Genomic DNA, 15,794 nt, shown 5'->3' with positions numbered 1-15,794 from the left:
CCGCGACGGTGACAGAACTCAGGACGCAGGCGATGCCAGCCGGACCCGGGCGATGAGTGCCCGATGATCGGCGCCCGGTAGCGGTACCGTCTCGACAGCGGTCGCCCGGCCGTCGGCGACCAGGATGTGATCGATCCCGACCATCGGCGGGTAGGGCTTGTCGGTCGGATAGGTCACCAGGTGGCCCGCTCCGGATTGTTCGGCGGCGTCGTGGAATCGGCCGGACAGCATCGCCCGGAATTGGAAGTGGTCGAAGGTGGCGTTGAGGTCGCCGCCGACCAGGGCCGGGCGGTTGGGGGCGCGGTCCAGAATCGCTCGCAGCCTTGACAACTCGTCGGACCACACGTCGGTTCCATAGACCGGCGGAACCGGGTGGAAGGCATACACAGAGACCGGTCCCACGCCGGGAATCGTCGCGGTCGCCGCGAGCTGGTTCAGTACATAGCCGTCGAATTCGATGGTGTCGCTCAGCGGATGGCTGCTCCAGATTCCGGTACCCGTCGCGGTGCGGCCGGGCGAGACGTGACGATGCGGGAGCACCTGATCCAGTCCGGCACGCGCGAGATCGTCCAGCGCCGCGGGCGTGAGCTCGTTCACTGTCAGGATGCTGACGCCGCGCGCACGGACCTCCGCCACCAGCGCAGCCGGATCGGCGCCTTCGAACAGTAGATTCGCCTGCATGACAGTCACTTCGGGGCCGTCTACCGCATCCGCGTCGCCCGCGTAGAGCGGTACCTGAGTCCACAGCCCTGCCGCGGCGACGAATACCGCCACCGCCGCGCCCGCCCGGGCTCGCAGCGCCGCGAACCCTATTACCGCGAGCACGGCGAAGCACATCAGATAGGGCGCACCCGAAGCCGCCAGTACCAGCACCTGCCAGGACGACCGGCTGAAATGCACTGCGACACCGGCCGCTGCGACCACCGTGGCACCCCACGCCAGCAGCACCGCACCGGTGCGCAGCCGACCCGGCTCAGAAAACCGCGAAGGCAACGACCAGGCCGAGGGCGAAATGCGCGGCCGCGACGACGAGCGACGACGGGCTGAACGTGTCGGAGTGCATCGCCTTGCCGATGTCGATCCCGATGGCGCGTTCCAGCACCCGCACCGAGATCACCTGCGCGGCAATGCCGACCAGACCGAACACGGTGGACGCGAGCAGCCCCTCGAGCAGCGCGCCGCCGGAGGTGAAGATCGCGATCACGACGATGAAGGCCATGCTGATCAGGCCGGCGGCGGTGACCACGATGGCGTTCGGCTTACCCGCGGCGACCAGTCCGCGCAGGCGGCCGGGCGTGGTGAGATCGATGGCGTAGAAGCCGATCAGCATCAGGACCAGGCCGACGATCGCGTACAGGATGATGGCCCCGACGCCTTCGCCGAGCAGGCGCCAATAGTCCTGCTCGAGGGCATATGCGGTCATCTGAAGTCCTTCCGGGACAAGGGATTAGGTGGTGGGGATGCGGTGCGGGACGAAGGCGGCGCCGTCGTCGGTGATCAGCCCGGCGGTCTCGCGGATACCGAGCCCGGCGGAGCTGTCGCCGACCATCCAGGCCCCCAGTACCGGGCGCATCTCGTCGAATTCGGGCAGCGGGTCCAGTAGCTGGTAGACGAAGCCCTCGGCGCCGTACACGCCGCCGGTGGCGGTTTCCAGGCCCGCGCCGACGATCGTCATATTGGCGCCCTCGCGGCCCAGTTTGGGTTTGCGAATGTACTCGGTGAGCTCATGGGGCTGATCGAGGTAGGCGGGCAACAGGTTCGGGTGCCCGGGGTACATCTCCCACAGCACCGCGAGGATCGCCTTGTTGCTCAGCAGCGTCTTCCACAGCGGCTCCACCCACGCGGTGGCGGGCAGGCTCGCGAGCACCCGCTTGCCGAAGTCGTCGTCGAGCACCCATTCCCACGGATACAGCTTGAAGATCGATTCGATCGGCGCCTCGGCCAGATCGACGAAACGATCCAGCTCCAGGTCGAATCCGACTTCCTCGATCGGCAGCGCGATGGTGTCGAATCCGGCCTCGGCGGCCGTTTCCTGCATGTAGGCGGTGGTGACGTTGTCCTCGCCGGTAGCGTCGGCGGAGGACCAGGCGAAATGCAGCTGCGCCGCGGGCAGCGTGTCCTTCAGCTCGGTCCAGCGTTCGACCAGCTTCTCGTGCAACGAATTCCACTGGTCGTCGCCCGGGTACTGCGTAGTCAGCCAGTGCCACTGGATGATCGCCGCCTCCAGCAGCGAGGTCGGGGTATCGGCGTTGTACTCCAGCAGTTTCGCGGGGCGGCGCGCGTCGTAGCGCAGGTCGAAGCGCCCGTACACGTAAGGGTCACCGCGCCGCCAGGATTCGGCGATCGGCTCCCAGCTCCATTCGGGCAGACCGAAATCTCGGTATCGCTCGGTCAGGATGACGTGCTCTACCGCGTGCAGGCACATCGAATGCAGCAGTTCGACATCGGCCTCGAGCGCGAGTATCTCGGCCATGTCGAATTCGTAGTGCACCGATTCGTCCCAGTAGGGACGCGGCTGGCCGCTGGCGTCGCGACCGGGCGCGCCGTAGACCAGGCCCTGCTCCTCGATGATCTGCTGCCAGCCCGGTCGGGGCGTGCCGCGGACCCGCCGCATCAGGACCCCCCGCCGCTCTTGCTGCCCAGCCCGCCGCGCTGGATCACGGTGCCGCTCTTGGTCTTGATCGTCGCGCCCTTCGGTTTCACGGTGCTACCGCCGGTGGGCGGCTGACCGATGGTCGGGGTGCCGCCGTAGTAGTAGCGATATTGCGGCCAGCCGCCGAGCAGGATGAGCCCGCCGCCGTGCCAGCCGTCCTCATCCCGGAATCCTTGCTTACCCGGCCCGCATTTGTCGTCCGGAACGACGACTTCTTTGCCGTTCTGGTCGATCTGCACGCAGGCCGCGTTGACCTGGTCGGGTTTGGTGGCGGCGCGATAGGCCAGGTAGCCGCCGCCGACCAGCCCGGCGACGCCGACGATGGCGACGCTGCCGATCAGGACCCGTTTGCGGGTCTTCTTCTTGGCGGCCTCGGCGACTTCGGCCGCGGCGGCCTGCGCCTCGGCCCGCTTGCGCGCCTTGTCGCGGGCGCGGGCCTCGGCGACGGTCGGCGGTCGCGGCTGGGTGACTCCGGCTTCCTGCCGCGCGATGCTGCCGGGCCGGGGCGTTTCGGGCGGCAGGGCCAGCTCGGGTCGTTCGGGTTCCGCGGGCGGCAGGGCGAGTTCGGGCCGTTGGGCTTCGTCGGGGCGGCGTTCGTCGTCGCCCGGATGCTGCGTGCTCACCGCTCCGCCCTCACTACCGCTCCTCGAATCCGGACATTCCGCCCCGCGCAGGCTCCCAGCTTTCCACAACCAGGGTCACCCGGCCGGGAGATTCACCGGAACGCAACAGCTCGAGCAACCGGTCGGCGGCCGCGCGCGGCCCCTCGGCGATCACGTGCACCCGCCCGTCCCGCGCATTGCGGGCATACCCGGTCAGACCGAGTTCCAATGCGCGAGAACGAGTCCACCAGCGGAAGCCGACACCCTGCACGGTGCCGTGCACCCAGGCGCTGAGCCGGACCGCTGCCATCTAGGCGTCGATGTCGAAGTTCACGTTGACCTTGGTGCCCGCCTTCAGCGTGCGCCCGACGGTGCACACCTTGTCGATGGCGCGCTGCACCGCGACCAGCAGCCGTTCCCGGGTGGCCTCGTCGAGCTCGCTGAGATCGAGTTCGAACGACTCGTCCAGCTGCGGATACACCTCGTTCTCCCGGTCGGCGTCACCGGAGACGCGCACGGTCGCGTCGAAATCGTCGCCGAGTTTGCGCGCGAGCGTGAAGTCGGCGCTCAGCCCGGAGCAGCCCGCCAGGGCGATCTTGAGCAACTCGCCGGGGGTGAACGCGCCGGGCACGCCCTGACCCGCGATCTTCACTTCCGCACCGCGTGAGCTGCGGCCGGTGTAGGCCCGGGTACCTGTGCGCTCGACCCACAGGGTGGTCGGGGTTTCTTCAGCCATGATCACGATCCTGCCATCTCGGTGTTCCAGTGTTCTGCACCCCTGGAACACCGGCCCGCGCGGCACCATTCCTACTCCTGGAACCGGTACCCCATGCCCGCCTCGGTCAGCAGATGCTTGGGCCGGGACGGGTCGTCCTCGAGTTTGCGCCGCAACTGCGCCAGATACACGCGCAGATAATGAGTTTCGGTCGCGTAGGCCGGACCCCACACCTCCCGCAGCAACTCCTTGCGGCCCACCAGTTTGCCCTTGTTGCGCACCAGCATCTCGAGCATGCCCCACTCGGTCGGCGTCAGATGCACGGCCGCGCCGTTCTTGGTGACCTTCTTCAACGCCAGATCGACACTGAACGATTCGGTGTGCACCACCGGTTCGTGTACGCCGGGCTCGGCGGCCCCGCGGCGAACCGCGGCCCGCAGCCGCGCCAGCAACTCGTCCATGCCGAACGGCTTGGTGACGTAGTCGTCGGCGCCCTCGTCCAGCGCCTGGACCTTGTCGGCGGAATCGGTGCGCGCGGACAGCACGATCACCGGGGTCGAGGTCCAGCCGCGCAGGCCGGCGAGCACCTCGATGCCGTCCATATCGGGCAGGCCGAGATCGAGGACCACCACATCGGGGTGCTTGTCGGCGGCGATGCGCAGGGCCGCGGCGCCGGTGCCCGCGGTGAGCACCTCGTAACCGCGGACCGACAGGTTGATGCGCAGCGCGCGCACGATCTGGGGTTCGTCGTCGACGACCAGCACCTTGACCGGCGGAACCTCCGGCTTCGCGACCATCGCGGTGTCGACCTCCTTCGTCGGCATGTCAGCGGCTCCCGGCCGCGGTGTCGGCGGCCGACAGGTCGACCAGCATGGTCAGGCCGCCGCCCGGGGTGGCCTCGGCGTGCACCGTGCCGCCCATCGCCTCGACGAACCCGCGCACCACCGCCAGTCCCAGCCCCACGCCGGTGGTGTTGTCGCGATCGCCGAGCCGCTGGAACGGCTCGAAAAGCTGCTCCTCGGTGCCGCTGTCGACCCCCGGTCCATTGTCGACCACGGCGATCAGCACCCGGTCGCCGGTGCGTTCCGCGGTCACCCGGACCGGCGTGTCGCGCGGCGCGTGCCGCAACGCGTTATCGATCAGATTGGCCAGCACTCGTTCCAGCAGGCCGGAATCCGCGTGTACGGACACCTCACCGACCTCCACCCGCACCCGGTTCACCGCGGCCCGGCGCAATCCTCGGGCGCCCATGCCGACGCTCACCAGGGCCCGATGCACGACCTCGTCCACATACACCTGCCGCAGCTGCGGCCGCACCACCCCGACGGCCAGCCGCGAGGAGTCGAGCAGGTTGCCGACCAGCGCGGTCAGCTGGTCGACGGATTCCTCTACGGTTTCCAGCAATTCGGCGGTGTCCTCGGCGGAGAACTCGATGTCGTCGCTGCGCAGGCTCGATACGGCGGCCTTGGCGCCGGCCAGCGGCGTCCGCAGGTCGTGGCTGACGGCCGAGAGCAGCGCGCGCCGCAGCCGGTCGGCTTCGAGCAGCGCGGCCGCTGCCTGCGCCTCGTCGGCGAGCCGCGATTGCCGGACCAGCCCGGCCGCCTGATTGGCCACCGCGTTCAGCACCGGCAATTCCCCGGCGTCGACCGCGCGCCCGGACAGCAGCAGCAGACTGGTCGTATCCCCGGCCTCGATCACGGTGTCCGCGTCGGCGACCCGCTGCGGCGGCAGCTCCCCCGCGACCGCCAGCACCTCGGCGCCGCAGCGCAGGCTCACCGACTTCTGCCCGTAGGTTTCCCGGATCTGCTCCAGCAGTTTCGGCAGATCCGCGCCGTAGAGGACGGCGCCGGAGAACATGGTGAGCAGCTCGGCCTGCCGGGAAGCCTTGCGCGCCTGCCGCGTTCGCTTGCCCGCCACGTCGACCAGGGCGGCCACGGCCACCGCCACGATGAGCAGCACGACGACAGTGACGAAGCTGTCCGGTTCGGCGATCGTCAGGCTGTAGCGCGGCGGCGCGAAGAACCAGTTCAGCAGCATCCCGGACAGCAGCGCCGAGCACGCCGCGGGCACCACGCCCCCGAGCAGGGCGACGGCCACGACGCCGACGAAGAACACAGCGCTCAGTCCGCCGAGCGCCAGGTAGGGATCGAGCGACAGACAGATTCCGCAGACCAGCACCGGGATCAGGACCGCGCCGGCCCAGGCGGTCACCGGCTGCCGCGCCGTGAACGGCCAGCGGCGCGCCCCTCGATTGGCCTCCTCGTGGGTCACCATGTGCACGTCGATCTTGCCCGACTGCTGCACCACCGCAGATCCGATGCCCTCGTCGAAGACGCGCGCCCAGCGCGAGCGCCGCGAGGTACCCAGTACCAGCTGGGTCGCGTTCACCTCGCGTGCGAATTCCAAGAGGGCGGAGGGTACCTCGTCCCCGGTGACGGTGTGCAGACTGGAGTTCAGGCTGGCCGCCAGCTCGCGCAGGCGGCCCAGCCGCTCGGTCGACACACCGGCCAGGCCGTCGCCGCGCACCACGTGCACCAGGACCAGATCGGCGCTCGACTTCGTCGCGATGCGACTGGCCCGGCGCACCACCGTCTCCGATTCCGGCCCGCCCGTCACCGCCACGACGACCCGCTCGCGGGCCTCCCAGAGTTCGGTGATCCGGTGGTCGGCCCGATATTTCGCCAGCGCGGCGTCGACCTGGTCGGCCAGCCACAGCAGCGCCAATTCCCGCAGCGCGGTGAGGTTTCCGGGCCGGAAGTAGTTCCGCAGCGCCGCGTCCACCCGCTCGGCCTTGTAGACATTGCCGTGCGACATCCTGCGCCGCAACGCTTCCGGGGTGATGTCGACCAGCTCGACCTGATCCGCGCCGCGCACCACCGCGTCCGGCACGGTCTCCTGCTGCTGGATTCCGGTGATCTGCTCGACGACGTCGTTGAGGCTCTCCAGATGCTGCACGTTCACCGTCGACACCACATCGATCCCGGCGGCCAGCAGCTCCTCGACGTCCTGCCATCGCTTGGCGTGCTTGCTGCCCGGCGCGTTGGTGTGCGCGAGCTCGTCGACCAGGACCACGGCGGGCCGCCGGGCCAGCACGGCCGCGACATCGAGTTCGGGCAGCGTCGTGCCGCGGTAGTCGATCAGCTTCGGCGGGATCCGCTCGATGCCCTCGAGCAGCGCGGCGGTCTTGGCCCGACCGTGGGTCTCCACCACCGCCGCCACCACGTCGCGGCCGCGTTCGAGCCGGCGGTGCGCCTCGCCCAGCATGGCGTAGGTCTTGCCGACTCCAGGTGCCGCACCGAGGTAGATGCGCAGTTGCCCGCGATTCACTCGTCCATCATCGCGGGTCGCAGCTCCTGATCGGCACGCGACGCGATCGCGCGAATGATCAGCGCGCAACAGATGAATCCGGCGAGCACCGCGACGGTGACAGTCGACATGCGGGAAATCCTCTCCACAGCGGATGGCGTTACCGGTTGCGCTGGAGTTCTCCGCCTGGCCGGACTCGTCGTTTCTACCCGCGTCAGTGCTGGTGGCCGCGCATCTTTACGGCCTGTTGACGGCATGTCGCCGCACCTTGACGGCATCCTTTCGCTGCGACCGGCATCTGCTGTAAACGAAGCGTCAATCGTCACCGTCGCGGCGCTAAGGACCCGTCAAGAAGCTCGGAACCGGCCCGAATCACCGCTTGACTCACCCTGTCGCGCTCCAGCAAGGGGAGCGCCAATGGAGGTTTTCAATGTCTGTCGTGGTGTTCACGGTGCTCACCGTGGCGATCTTCGCGCTGCTGGGCCTGATCCAGCGGGGGGTGGAGAAGCTGTGATCGCGAACCTGATCGGTCTGATCCTGGCCGTCGGCGTCGCGGTCTACATGGTCGTCGCGCTGCTCTTCCCCGAAAGGTTCTAGGTGAACACGACAACGGCGGGGATCGCCTTCGCGGCGGCCCTGATCATCGCGCTCGCCCTGGTGCATGTGCCACTCGGCGACTACATGTACCGCGTCTACACCGCGAAGAAGCACTCGCGGGTGGAACGAGCCGTCTACAAGGTCATCGGCGTGCAACCGGAGGTCGAACAGACCTGGGCCGTGTACGCCCGCAGCGTGCTGGCCTTCTCGGCCGTCGGCATCCTGTTCCTGTTCTTCTTCCAGCTGGTCCAGGGCACACTGCCGCTGCACCTGAACGACCCGGGCACCGAGATGACCCCGGCGCTGGCCTGGAACACCGCGGTCAGTTTCGTCACGAATACGAACTGGCAGAACTACTCCGGCGAGTCGACCATGGGGCACCTGGTGCAGATGGCCGGGCTCACGGTGCAGAACTTCGTCTCCTCGGCGGTCGGCATCGCGGTCGCGATCGCGCTGGTGCGCGGTTTCGCACGCCGCCACACCGGCGAACTCGGCAACTTCTGGGTCGATCTGGTGCGCGGCACCCTGCGCGTCCTGCTGCCGCTGGCGTTCGTCTTCGCGCTCGTGCTCGTCATCGGCGGCGCGGTGCAGAACTTCCAGCTCAACGATCAGGTCGCGCATACGCTCACCGGCGCCGAGCAGACCATCCCGGGCGGCCCGGTGGCCAGCCAGGAGGTAATCAAGGAGCTCGGCACCAACGGCGGCGGCTTCTACAACGCGAATTCGGCGCATCCGTTCGAGAATCCGACCGCCTGGACCAATTGGGTGGAGATCTTCCTGCTCATGGTGATCAGCTTCTCGCTGCCACGCACCTTCGGCCGCATGGTCGGCAGCCGCAAGCAGGGTTACGCGATCGTGGCGGTGATGGGCACGATCGCGCTGGGCAGCCTGCTGCTGCAGAACCTCTTCCAGTTGCAGCACCACGGCACGGTGCCGACCGCGATCGGCGCGTCCCTCGAGGGCGTCGAAACCCGTTTCGGCGTCTCGAATTCGGCGACCTTCGCGACCGCGACCACCCTGACCTCCACCGGCGCGGTGGACTCGTTCCACGACTCCTACACCAGCCTCGGCGGCATGATGTTGATGTTCAACATGCAGCTGGGCGAGGTCGCGCCGGGCGGTACCGGCTCGGGCCTGTACGGCATGCTGATCCTCGCGCTGATCACGGTGTTCGTGGCCGGGTTGATGGTCGGGCGCACGCCGGAGTACCTCGGCAAGAAGATCACCCCGCGAGAGATCAAGCTGGCCGCGTCCTACTTCCTGATCAGTCCGCTCATCGTGCTGATCGGCACCGCGCTGGCCATGGCGATGCCGGGACAGCGGGCGAGCATGCTCAATACCGGGCCGCACGGGCTCTCGGAGGTGCTGTACGCGTTCACCTCCGCGGCGAACAACAACGGTTCCGCGTTCGGCGGCCTGTCCGGCAATACCGAATGGTTCAACACCGCCCTCGGCCTGGCCATGGTGCTCGGCCGGTTCCTGCCCATCATCTTCGTCCTGGCACTGGCGGGTTCGCTCGCCCGGCAGGGCCACACCCCCGAGTCGATCGGCACGCTGCCGACGCACCGGCCGCAGTTCGTCGGCATGGTCGTCGGCGTGACCGTGATCCTGGTCGCACTCACCTTCCTGCCCGCCCTCGCGCTCGGGCCGCTCGCTGAAGGAATCCACTGATATGACCAGCTCTACCGACACGACCGCGCCGGGCTCCGGCGTCCGATCGGGCGTTCTCGATCCGACGATGTTGCTGACCTCGCTCCCCGGGGCGATCCGCAAGCTCGACCCGCGGATCATGTGGCGCAACCCGGTCATGCTGATCGTCGAGATCGGCGCCGTCTGGTCCACCCTGCTCGCTCTCGTGGACCCCGGCTTCTTCGCCTGGGCGATCGTGGTATGGCTGTGGCTCACAGTGATTTTCGCGAATCTGGCCGAGGCGGTCGCGGAGGGACGCGGCAAGGCGCAGGCCGACACCCTGCGAAAAGCCAAGACCGACACCATGGCTCGGCGCCTGGTCGATTGGTCACCGGGCGCCCGAAGCACCGAGCAGAGCGTCGGAGCGCCCGAACTCCAGCGCGGCGACTACGTGGTCGTCGAAGCCGGGCAGGTCATCCCGGGTGACGGCGACGTCGTCGAAGGCATTGCCTCCGTGGACGAATCGGCCATCACCGGCGAATCCGCCCCCGTGATCCGGGAATCCGGTGGTGACCGCTCCGCCGTCACCGGCGGCACCACCGTGCTGTCGGACCGGATCGTCGTGCGGATCACCCAGGAACCCGGCGCCAGCTTCATCGACAAGATGATCGCGCTGGTCGAGGGTGCCGCCCGGCAGAAGACGCCGAACGAGATCGCGCTGAACATCCTGCTCGCCGCGCTGACGATCATCTTCGTCTTCGCGGTGGCGACCTTGCAGCCGCTGGCCATCTTCTCCAAGGCGAACAACCCCGGTGTCGCCGACACCGTCGCTCTGGACGTGCACGGCATCACCGGCATCGTGATGGTCGCGCTGCTGGTCTGCCTGATCCCGACCACCATCGGCGCGTTGCTCTCGGCCATCGGCATCGCCGGCATGGACCGGCTGGTGCAGCGCAATGTGCTGGCCATGTCGGGGCGCGCGGTCGAGGCCGCCGGTGACGTCAACACCCTGCTGCTGGACAAGACCGGCACCATCACCCTCGGTAACCGGCAGGCCTCGGATTTCGTTCCGGTGCCGGGCATTCCGGACGACGAGCTCGCCGACGCGGCCCAGCTGTCCAGCCTCGCCGACGAGACACCCGAGGGCCGTTCCATCGTGGTCTACGCCAAGCAGGCCTACAACAAGCGTGAACGCACGCCCGGTGAACTGCTCGGCGCGGAATGGGTGGAATTCACCGCGCAGACCCGGATGTCGGGCGTGAACCTCGGCGACGGGCACCGGCTGCGCAAGGGGGCAGCCAGTGCCGTCACCGAGTGGGTGCGCGCGCACGGCGGCCACGTCCCCGGCGAGATCGGCACCCTCGTCGACGGCATCTCCGCCTCCGGCGGCACACCGCTGGTGGTCGGTGAGATCCAGGACGGCACCGCCCGGCTACTGGGCGTCATCCACCTCAAGGACGTCGTCAAGCAGGGCATGCGCGAACGTTTCGACGAGATGCGGCGCATGGGTATCCGCACCGTCATGATCACCGGCGACAATCCACTGACCGCCAAGGCGATCGCCGACGAAGCCGGCGTGGACGACTTCCTCGCCGAGGCCACCCCCGAGGACAAACTCGCCCTCATCAAGAAGGAGCAGGACGGCGGACGGCTGGTCGCCATGACCGGCGACGGCACCAACGACGCACCCGCCCTGGCCCAGGCCGATGTCGGCGTCGCCATGAACACCGGCACCTCGGCGGCCAAAGAGGCCGGGAACATGGTCGATCTGGACTCCGATCCGACCAAGCTGATCGAGATCGTGGAGATCGGCAAGCAGTTGCTGATCACGCGCGGCGCGCTCACCACGTTCTCCATCGCCAACGACATCGCCAAGTACTTCGCGATCATTCCCGCGTTGTTCGTGGCGCTGTTCCCGGGCCTGGACCTGCTCAACATCATGCGGCTGGCCAGCCCGCAGTCCGCGATCCTGTCCGCGGTCGTCTTCAACGCCGTGGTCATCGTCGCGCTCATTCCGCTTGCCCTGCGCGGGGTGCGCTACCGGCCCTCGAACGCGTCGAAGTTGCTGAGCCGCAACCTGCTGCTCTACGGACTGGGCGGCGTGATCGCCCCGTTCCTCGGCATCAAATTCATCGACCTGATCGTCCAACACCTCCCTGGGATGTCCTGATATGCGACTGTCAACCTGGCTCCGGCAGCATCTCGCCGCCCTGCGCGCCCTGCTGGTACTCACGGCGATCACCGGAATCGTCTATCCCCTGGCGGTTTACGCCTTCGCACAGCTGCCCGGCCTGCACGACAAGGCAGAAGGGTCGCTGCTGCGGGTCGACGGAAAAGTGGTGGGCTCCAGCCTGATCGGCCAATCCTTCACCGACGCGGACGGTGCGGCGCTGCCGCGGTACTTCCAGAGCCGTCCCTCCGCCGCGGGCGATGGATACGACGGACTGTCCAGCTCGGCGAGCAATCTCGGCCCGGAGAGCATCGTGGACACCCTCGCCGCCGACCCGGCCGAGACCACGCTGAGCCTGCTGTCCACGGTCTGCGCGCGCAGCAAGGAGATCGGCGACCGTGAGGGGGTCGACGGTCACCGCCCGTTCTGCACCGAAGACGGTGTCGGCGCGGTGCTCTCGGTGCTCGGTCCGCGCAATGCCGACGGCCGGGTGTCGCGGCCGACCCGGGTGGTGAGCGTCAACCAGGCGTGCCCGGCCACCCCGTTCCTGACCGCCTACCTGGGCGTGCGGGTCGAATGCGCCGAGCCGGGCGCGGATTACTCGGCGGGGCAGATCGTCCCGATCATCGGCGACGCTCCGGCCGAGCCGGCCGTCCCGGCCGACGCGGTGACCGCCAGCGGCAGCGGCCTGGATCCGAACATCTCGCCGGAGTACGCGGCCATTCAGGTCGCGCGCGTCGCCCAGGCCCGCGGAATCGGCCCGGAGCAGGTGCGGGAGGTCGTCGCGGCACACAGCAAAGGCCGCGCGCTCGGGTTCCTCGGTGAGCCGCGGGTCGATGTGCTGGAGCTGAATCTGGAGTTGGATCGCCGATTCCCGGTCGGTTAGCCCTCGTCCCGGCGCGGAATGTAGACGCCCGCGGCGCGGAGCTTGGCTTCCATGAGCGCGGCCACCTTGGCCGCGGCGGACTCCTGCTCCTCGCCGTGGTCGGCGATCATCCGGTATCGGGCCCCGGCATCGGTGCGTGCCTGCATACCCGTCAGGATCTTCAACTGCTCGGGATTGGCGAGATAGTGCTCGACCATGTCGGTGGCCAGGCCCGGGATGCGGGGATCGTCGGGCGTCCAGGTCGCGACCTCGGAGGCGCGCAGGCTGATCGCGACGAATCCCGGATCCTGCATCGCCTGCTCCAGATGGTCGAGATACTCCTCGAAACCTTCCGGTACCAGGGCTTTTGCCAATACCCAGCCTTCGCGCGCGGTGGCCACCTCGGACTGGCTGAATCCGAGCCCGGGCATCCGCTCCAGCAGCGCCACCGCGCGGTCGGGCAGCAGGGCCCGGTTGCCGTCGGTCAGCCGGTTCAAAGTGTCGCGGCGGGCGGTCAATTCCTCGATCCGCGCGGTGAGGTCACGCTCCACCTCGGCCACGGCCGCGGCGAACCGGTCGGCGTCGGCGTCGAGCAGCGCCGCGATCTCGGCCAGCGGCACTCCCGCGCCGGCCAGGGTGCGCACCTGGACCAGCCGCAGCAGCTCGGCCGACCCGTAGCGCCGGTAGCCCGAGGCGTCGCGTTCGGGCTCGGCGACCAGCCCGTGCGCATGATAGTGCCGCACGGTTTTGGTCGTGATGCCGACGAATGCCGCGGCCTGCCCGATGGTGACGCCGCTCATCGGCGCTCGATCCCGCTGTCGCGGACCACCAACACAGATTTCATGGGCACAGAGCCTAACCGCGTGCCGACACCTCGCTGCGCTCGGCTTTCGGCCCGCTGACCGGATCAATTGCGCATCGGGGGCGCTTCGCTTCCCCGATGCGGTCCAGCTTTGGAGCTTGCTCGCTGCGCTCGCATGCGCTCTGGGTCCAGTAGGACATCAGACTAAGGGCGCGTCCGGCGCGTGGGCTCAGCCCGCGCGGTCCTTGCGCAGTCCGTACAGCGCGAGCAGTGGTTTCAGGGGCAGCCACTCGCCGAAGCGATAGTCTGCGGCAGGTACCAGACGGACGGCGAGTTCCGGACTCTGCCGCGCGAGCAGGCGTCTGGCCCGCTCGGCGTGCAACGGCACCGACACGATCTTGACGCGCTCCACTCCGTGCAGCAGCGGAATTGTGAAAGCGATGTTCTCCCAGGTGGATCGGCTCTGGTCCTCCAGCACGAGGGCACCGCGATATCCACGCGAGCGGGCATAGCGCGCCATCAGCGCGGCCTCGCTCTGCGGGCCCGCGCACGCGCCGCCGCAGAGCACCAGGCGAGTCTCGGAGGCGGCGGGATCGCATGAGCGCAGCCCGGCGCGCACCCGCCACCGGTTCATCGCGTTGGCCCGCGCGCCGGGATTGCGGTAACCCAGCACCACCACCGCCTCGGAACCACCGTGGTCCGGCCCCAGGCCCCGGCGCGAGGCGCGCCAGTTCGCCCATTCACCCCAGAGCAGCGCCGCCCCGGCGGCAGCGACCATCAGCCATGTCCGTTTCCGCATCGCCCCAGCCAAGCACACAGGTGATCAGGAATCGAGAAGCCCGGGACCTGGTCGCGCGCCTACCGTAATTCTCATGTGCAACACACCTTTCGAACCGCCCCGCCGCGCCACCCTCGCGCTCCAGTACTGCCAGATCACCGCGCTGGATGTCGACGCTTCGCTCGCCTTCTACCGTGACGCGCTCGGCCTGGAACTCCGCACCGATCTCGGCACCGGCGACAAGCGCTGGGTCACCCTGACCAGCCCCGATCAGCCCGGCCTGGAATACGTGCTGTCGACCCCGCACGCGGGTCGCTCCCAGGAGGACGGCGACGCGCTGGCGGCACTGCTCGGCAAAGGGGTGCTGCCGATGCTGGTGTTCACCACCGACGATCTCGACGCCACCTTCGAGCGCGTGAAAGCCGCTGGGGCCGAGGTACTTCAGGAGCCGGTCGACCGGCCGTGGGGCCCGCGCGATTCCGCCTTCCGCGACCCGTCCGGCACCACCGTGCGCATCCAGCAGGGCGAGGTGATCACGCGGCGGCGCGGCCAGGTCACTTCTCGATGACGACCTTGCCCGCCTCCGCCGGGGCGAGGAAGCTCAGCAGCGCCTCGGCCTCGGCGCGCACCTCGGCCTCGGCGGAACCGGTGAACGGGTACCACGGGGTGATCCGGACGGTGGCGCCGTCCAGTGCCCAGCGGCCGTGCACGAAGCCGTCGACCAGGTACATCGGGACACCGGCGGAGGCTTCCCTGGCGGTGCGCTGCCGGTCGGCCTCGGCGATGATGCGGCGGCGGTCCTTGTGGCCGAGCAGGGCGTTGTCGAAGGCGGGCAGGAAGCGGACCGGGACCGCCAGGTCCGGGTCCGCGAACGGAGCATCGGGCAGATCGAACAGCACCTTGTGCTGATCGTCGGTGAAAACCGCCAGCTCCGAACGCATTCCATCGATGACCTCGGCCAGCCGGGTAACGCCGGACCAGTTCTGCATGTCGGCGACGGTGGCCGGGCCGAAGGCGGCCAGGTAGCGGCGGATCAATTGCTCCGGGGCGGCCGTGCCGAGCGGCGCGCCGAGCCACTCGTCGGCCAGGCTCATGGTGACGTAGCGATTGCGCCAGCGCCCCCAGGAGCCGGTATCGGCGCTGTGCGCCATGGGCACCAGCACCTCCACCGACTCGGCCAGGCGGCGCACATGGCGATCCGGGAACCGCTCGGCGAGCAGCGTGCCGAGATCGCTGCGGGACAACGCTTTACCGGACAGCAGGGCGCGACCCTCGGTGGCCAGCCGATCCAGATCGATGCCCTCGATCTCGTCGCGGAAGTAGGCCGCGTTGAGCAGGGCGTCGATCCAGGGTTGCAGGGTCGGGCGCAGCCAGGCGAAATCCTCGGCCGCCGCCAGATGGACAGTGCGCCGAATCATGGTGGAGCGCAACACTTTACGATCGACAAGTAGCTTCTCGAGCGCACCCTGCTCGAAATCCGCCAGCCGAGTCCACAACCCGACGTAGGGCCAATTCGGTTCCTGGCCCTGGACCGCCACCAGATGCCGGATCAACTCCAGCGGCGCGAGCTCGACCCGCTCGGCCAGCCGCTGGCGCACCAGCAGCGTCCGGTTCAGTTCCCGCAACGATAGTTCGGTCATGGGTCCATCCTGGCTCAGGCCACCGACAACTTCCGGC

16 protein-coding genes are annotated in these 15,794 nt (G+C 68.7%); 5 read left to right on the top strand and 11 right to left on the bottom strand.

Going from position 1 to position 15,794, the window contains the following annotated elements; translation table 11 throughout:
* Window positions 1-18: 18 nt before the first annotated feature.
* From ACFVMC_RS31580 to ACFVMC_RS31545, 8 genes are all read right to left on the bottom strand, one after another.
* Complete coding sequence (locus ACFVMC_RS31580) at window positions 19-924, bottom strand: endonuclease/exonuclease/phosphatase family protein (RefSeq protein ID WP_379216397.1); 906 nt, start codon at window positions 922-924, stop codon at window positions 19-21.
* A gap of 49 nt (window positions 925-973) precedes the next feature.
* Window positions 974-1,423: a DUF350 domain-containing protein gene (locus ACFVMC_RS31575; RefSeq protein WP_379216396.1), complete on the bottom strand. Its 450-nt coding sequence runs from the start codon at window positions 1,421-1,423 to the stop codon at window positions 974-976.
* A 24-nt stretch (window positions 1,424-1,447) separates the two neighbouring features.
* The gene (locus ACFVMC_RS31570; RefSeq protein ID WP_379216394.1) at window positions 1,448-2,614 is read right to left on the bottom strand and encodes a glutathionylspermidine synthase family protein; all 1,167 of its coding nucleotides are present in this window, start codon (window positions 2,612-2,614) and stop codon (window positions 1,448-1,450) included.
* The gene (locus ACFVMC_RS31565) at window positions 2,614-3,276 is read right to left on the bottom strand and encodes a hypothetical protein (RefSeq protein ID WP_379216392.1); all 663 of its coding nucleotides are present in this window, start codon (window positions 3,274-3,276) and stop codon (window positions 2,614-2,616) included. The genes ACFVMC_RS31570 and ACFVMC_RS31565 overlap by 1 nt, the downstream gene beginning before the upstream one ends.
* A gap of 13 nt (window positions 3,277-3,289) precedes the next feature.
* Window positions 3,290-3,565 carry an acylphosphatase gene (locus ACFVMC_RS31560; protein WP_379216390.1) on the bottom strand — a complete coding sequence of 92 codons (276 nt, stop codon included), beginning with the start codon at window positions 3,563-3,565 and terminating at the stop codon, window positions 3,290-3,292.
* Window positions 3,566-3,991, bottom strand: a complete 426-nt coding sequence (locus ACFVMC_RS31555; RefSeq protein ID WP_379216388.1) for an OsmC family protein — start codon at window positions 3,989-3,991, stop codon at window positions 3,566-3,568.
* Between the two features lie 71 nt (window positions 3,992-4,062).
* The gene (locus ACFVMC_RS31550; RefSeq protein WP_379216386.1) at window positions 4,063-4,794 is read right to left on the bottom strand and encodes a response regulator; all 732 of its coding nucleotides are present in this window, start codon (window positions 4,792-4,794) and stop codon (window positions 4,063-4,065) included.
* Window position 4,795: 1 nt separating this feature from the next.
* Entirely contained in the window at window positions 4,796-7,297 is a 2,502-nt protein-coding gene (locus tag ACFVMC_RS31545) for an ATP-binding protein (protein WP_379216385.1), read from the bottom strand.
* A 396-nt stretch (window positions 7,298-7,693) separates the two neighbouring features.
* Here ACFVMC_RS31545 and kdpF point away from each other — a divergent pair, with 396 nt between their 5' ends.
* The 4 genes from kdpF to ACFVMC_RS31525 are packed head-to-tail and all read left to right on the top strand — an operon-like array spanning window position 7,694 to window position 12,558.
* Window positions 7,694-7,873, top strand: a complete 180-nt coding sequence (gene kdpF / locus ACFVMC_RS31540) for a K(+)-transporting ATPase subunit F (RefSeq protein WP_379216383.1) — start codon at window positions 7,694-7,696, stop codon at window positions 7,871-7,873.
* Complete coding sequence (kdpA, locus tag ACFVMC_RS31535) at window positions 7,874-9,544, top strand: potassium-transporting ATPase subunit KdpA (RefSeq protein ID WP_379216381.1); 1,671 nt, start codon at window positions 7,874-7,876, stop codon at window positions 9,542-9,544.
* A 1-nt stretch (window position 9,545) separates the two neighbouring features.
* On the top strand, window positions 9,546-11,672 hold the full coding sequence (gene kdpB, locus ACFVMC_RS31530) for a potassium-transporting ATPase subunit KdpB (RefSeq protein ID WP_379216379.1): 2,127 nt from the start codon (window positions 9,546-9,548) through the stop codon (window positions 11,670-11,672).
* Between the two features lies 1 nt (window position 11,673).
* Window positions 11,674-12,558 carry a potassium-transporting ATPase subunit C gene (locus ACFVMC_RS31525; RefSeq protein ID WP_379216377.1) on the top strand — a complete coding sequence of 295 codons (885 nt, stop codon included), beginning with the start codon at window positions 11,674-11,676 and terminating at the stop codon, window positions 12,556-12,558.
* Here ACFVMC_RS31525 and ACFVMC_RS31520 read toward each other — a convergent pair.
* A complete protein-coding gene (locus ACFVMC_RS31520) occupies window positions 12,555-13,337 on the bottom strand; it encodes a MerR family transcriptional regulator (RefSeq protein ID WP_379216375.1) in 783 nt (260 codons plus the stop codon). The two genes, ACFVMC_RS31525 and ACFVMC_RS31520, sit on opposite strands and share 4 nt — an antisense overlap.
* Before the next feature lie 231 nt (window positions 13,338-13,568).
* Window positions 13,569-14,138 carry a YdcF family protein gene (locus tag ACFVMC_RS31515; RefSeq protein WP_379216374.1) on the bottom strand — a complete coding sequence of 190 codons (570 nt, stop codon included), beginning with the start codon at window positions 14,136-14,138 and terminating at the stop codon, window positions 13,569-13,571.
* Window positions 14,139-14,211: 73 nt separating this feature from the next.
* Between ACFVMC_RS31515 and ACFVMC_RS31510 the strand changes: the two genes are divergently transcribed.
* Complete coding sequence (locus ACFVMC_RS31510; protein WP_379216372.1) at window positions 14,212-14,685, top strand: VOC family protein; 474 nt, start codon at window positions 14,212-14,214, stop codon at window positions 14,683-14,685.
* Here the strand turns inward: ACFVMC_RS31510 and ACFVMC_RS31505 are convergent.
* A complete protein-coding gene (locus ACFVMC_RS31505) occupies window positions 14,672-15,757 on the bottom strand; it encodes a winged helix DNA-binding domain-containing protein (RefSeq protein ID WP_379216370.1) in 1,086 nt (361 codons plus the stop codon). The two genes, ACFVMC_RS31510 and ACFVMC_RS31505, sit on opposite strands and share 14 nt — an antisense overlap.
* Between the last annotated feature and the right edge of the window lie 37 nt (window positions 15,758-15,794).

Source organism: Nocardia sp. NPDC127579 (genome assembly GCF_042672005.1).
Classification (GTDB): domain Bacteria; phylum Actinomycetota; class Actinomycetes; order Mycobacteriales; family Mycobacteriaceae; genus Nocardia.
The sequence above is the reverse complement of the archived record's forward strand: the minus strand, read 5'-3'. Positions and strand labels throughout refer to the sequence as shown.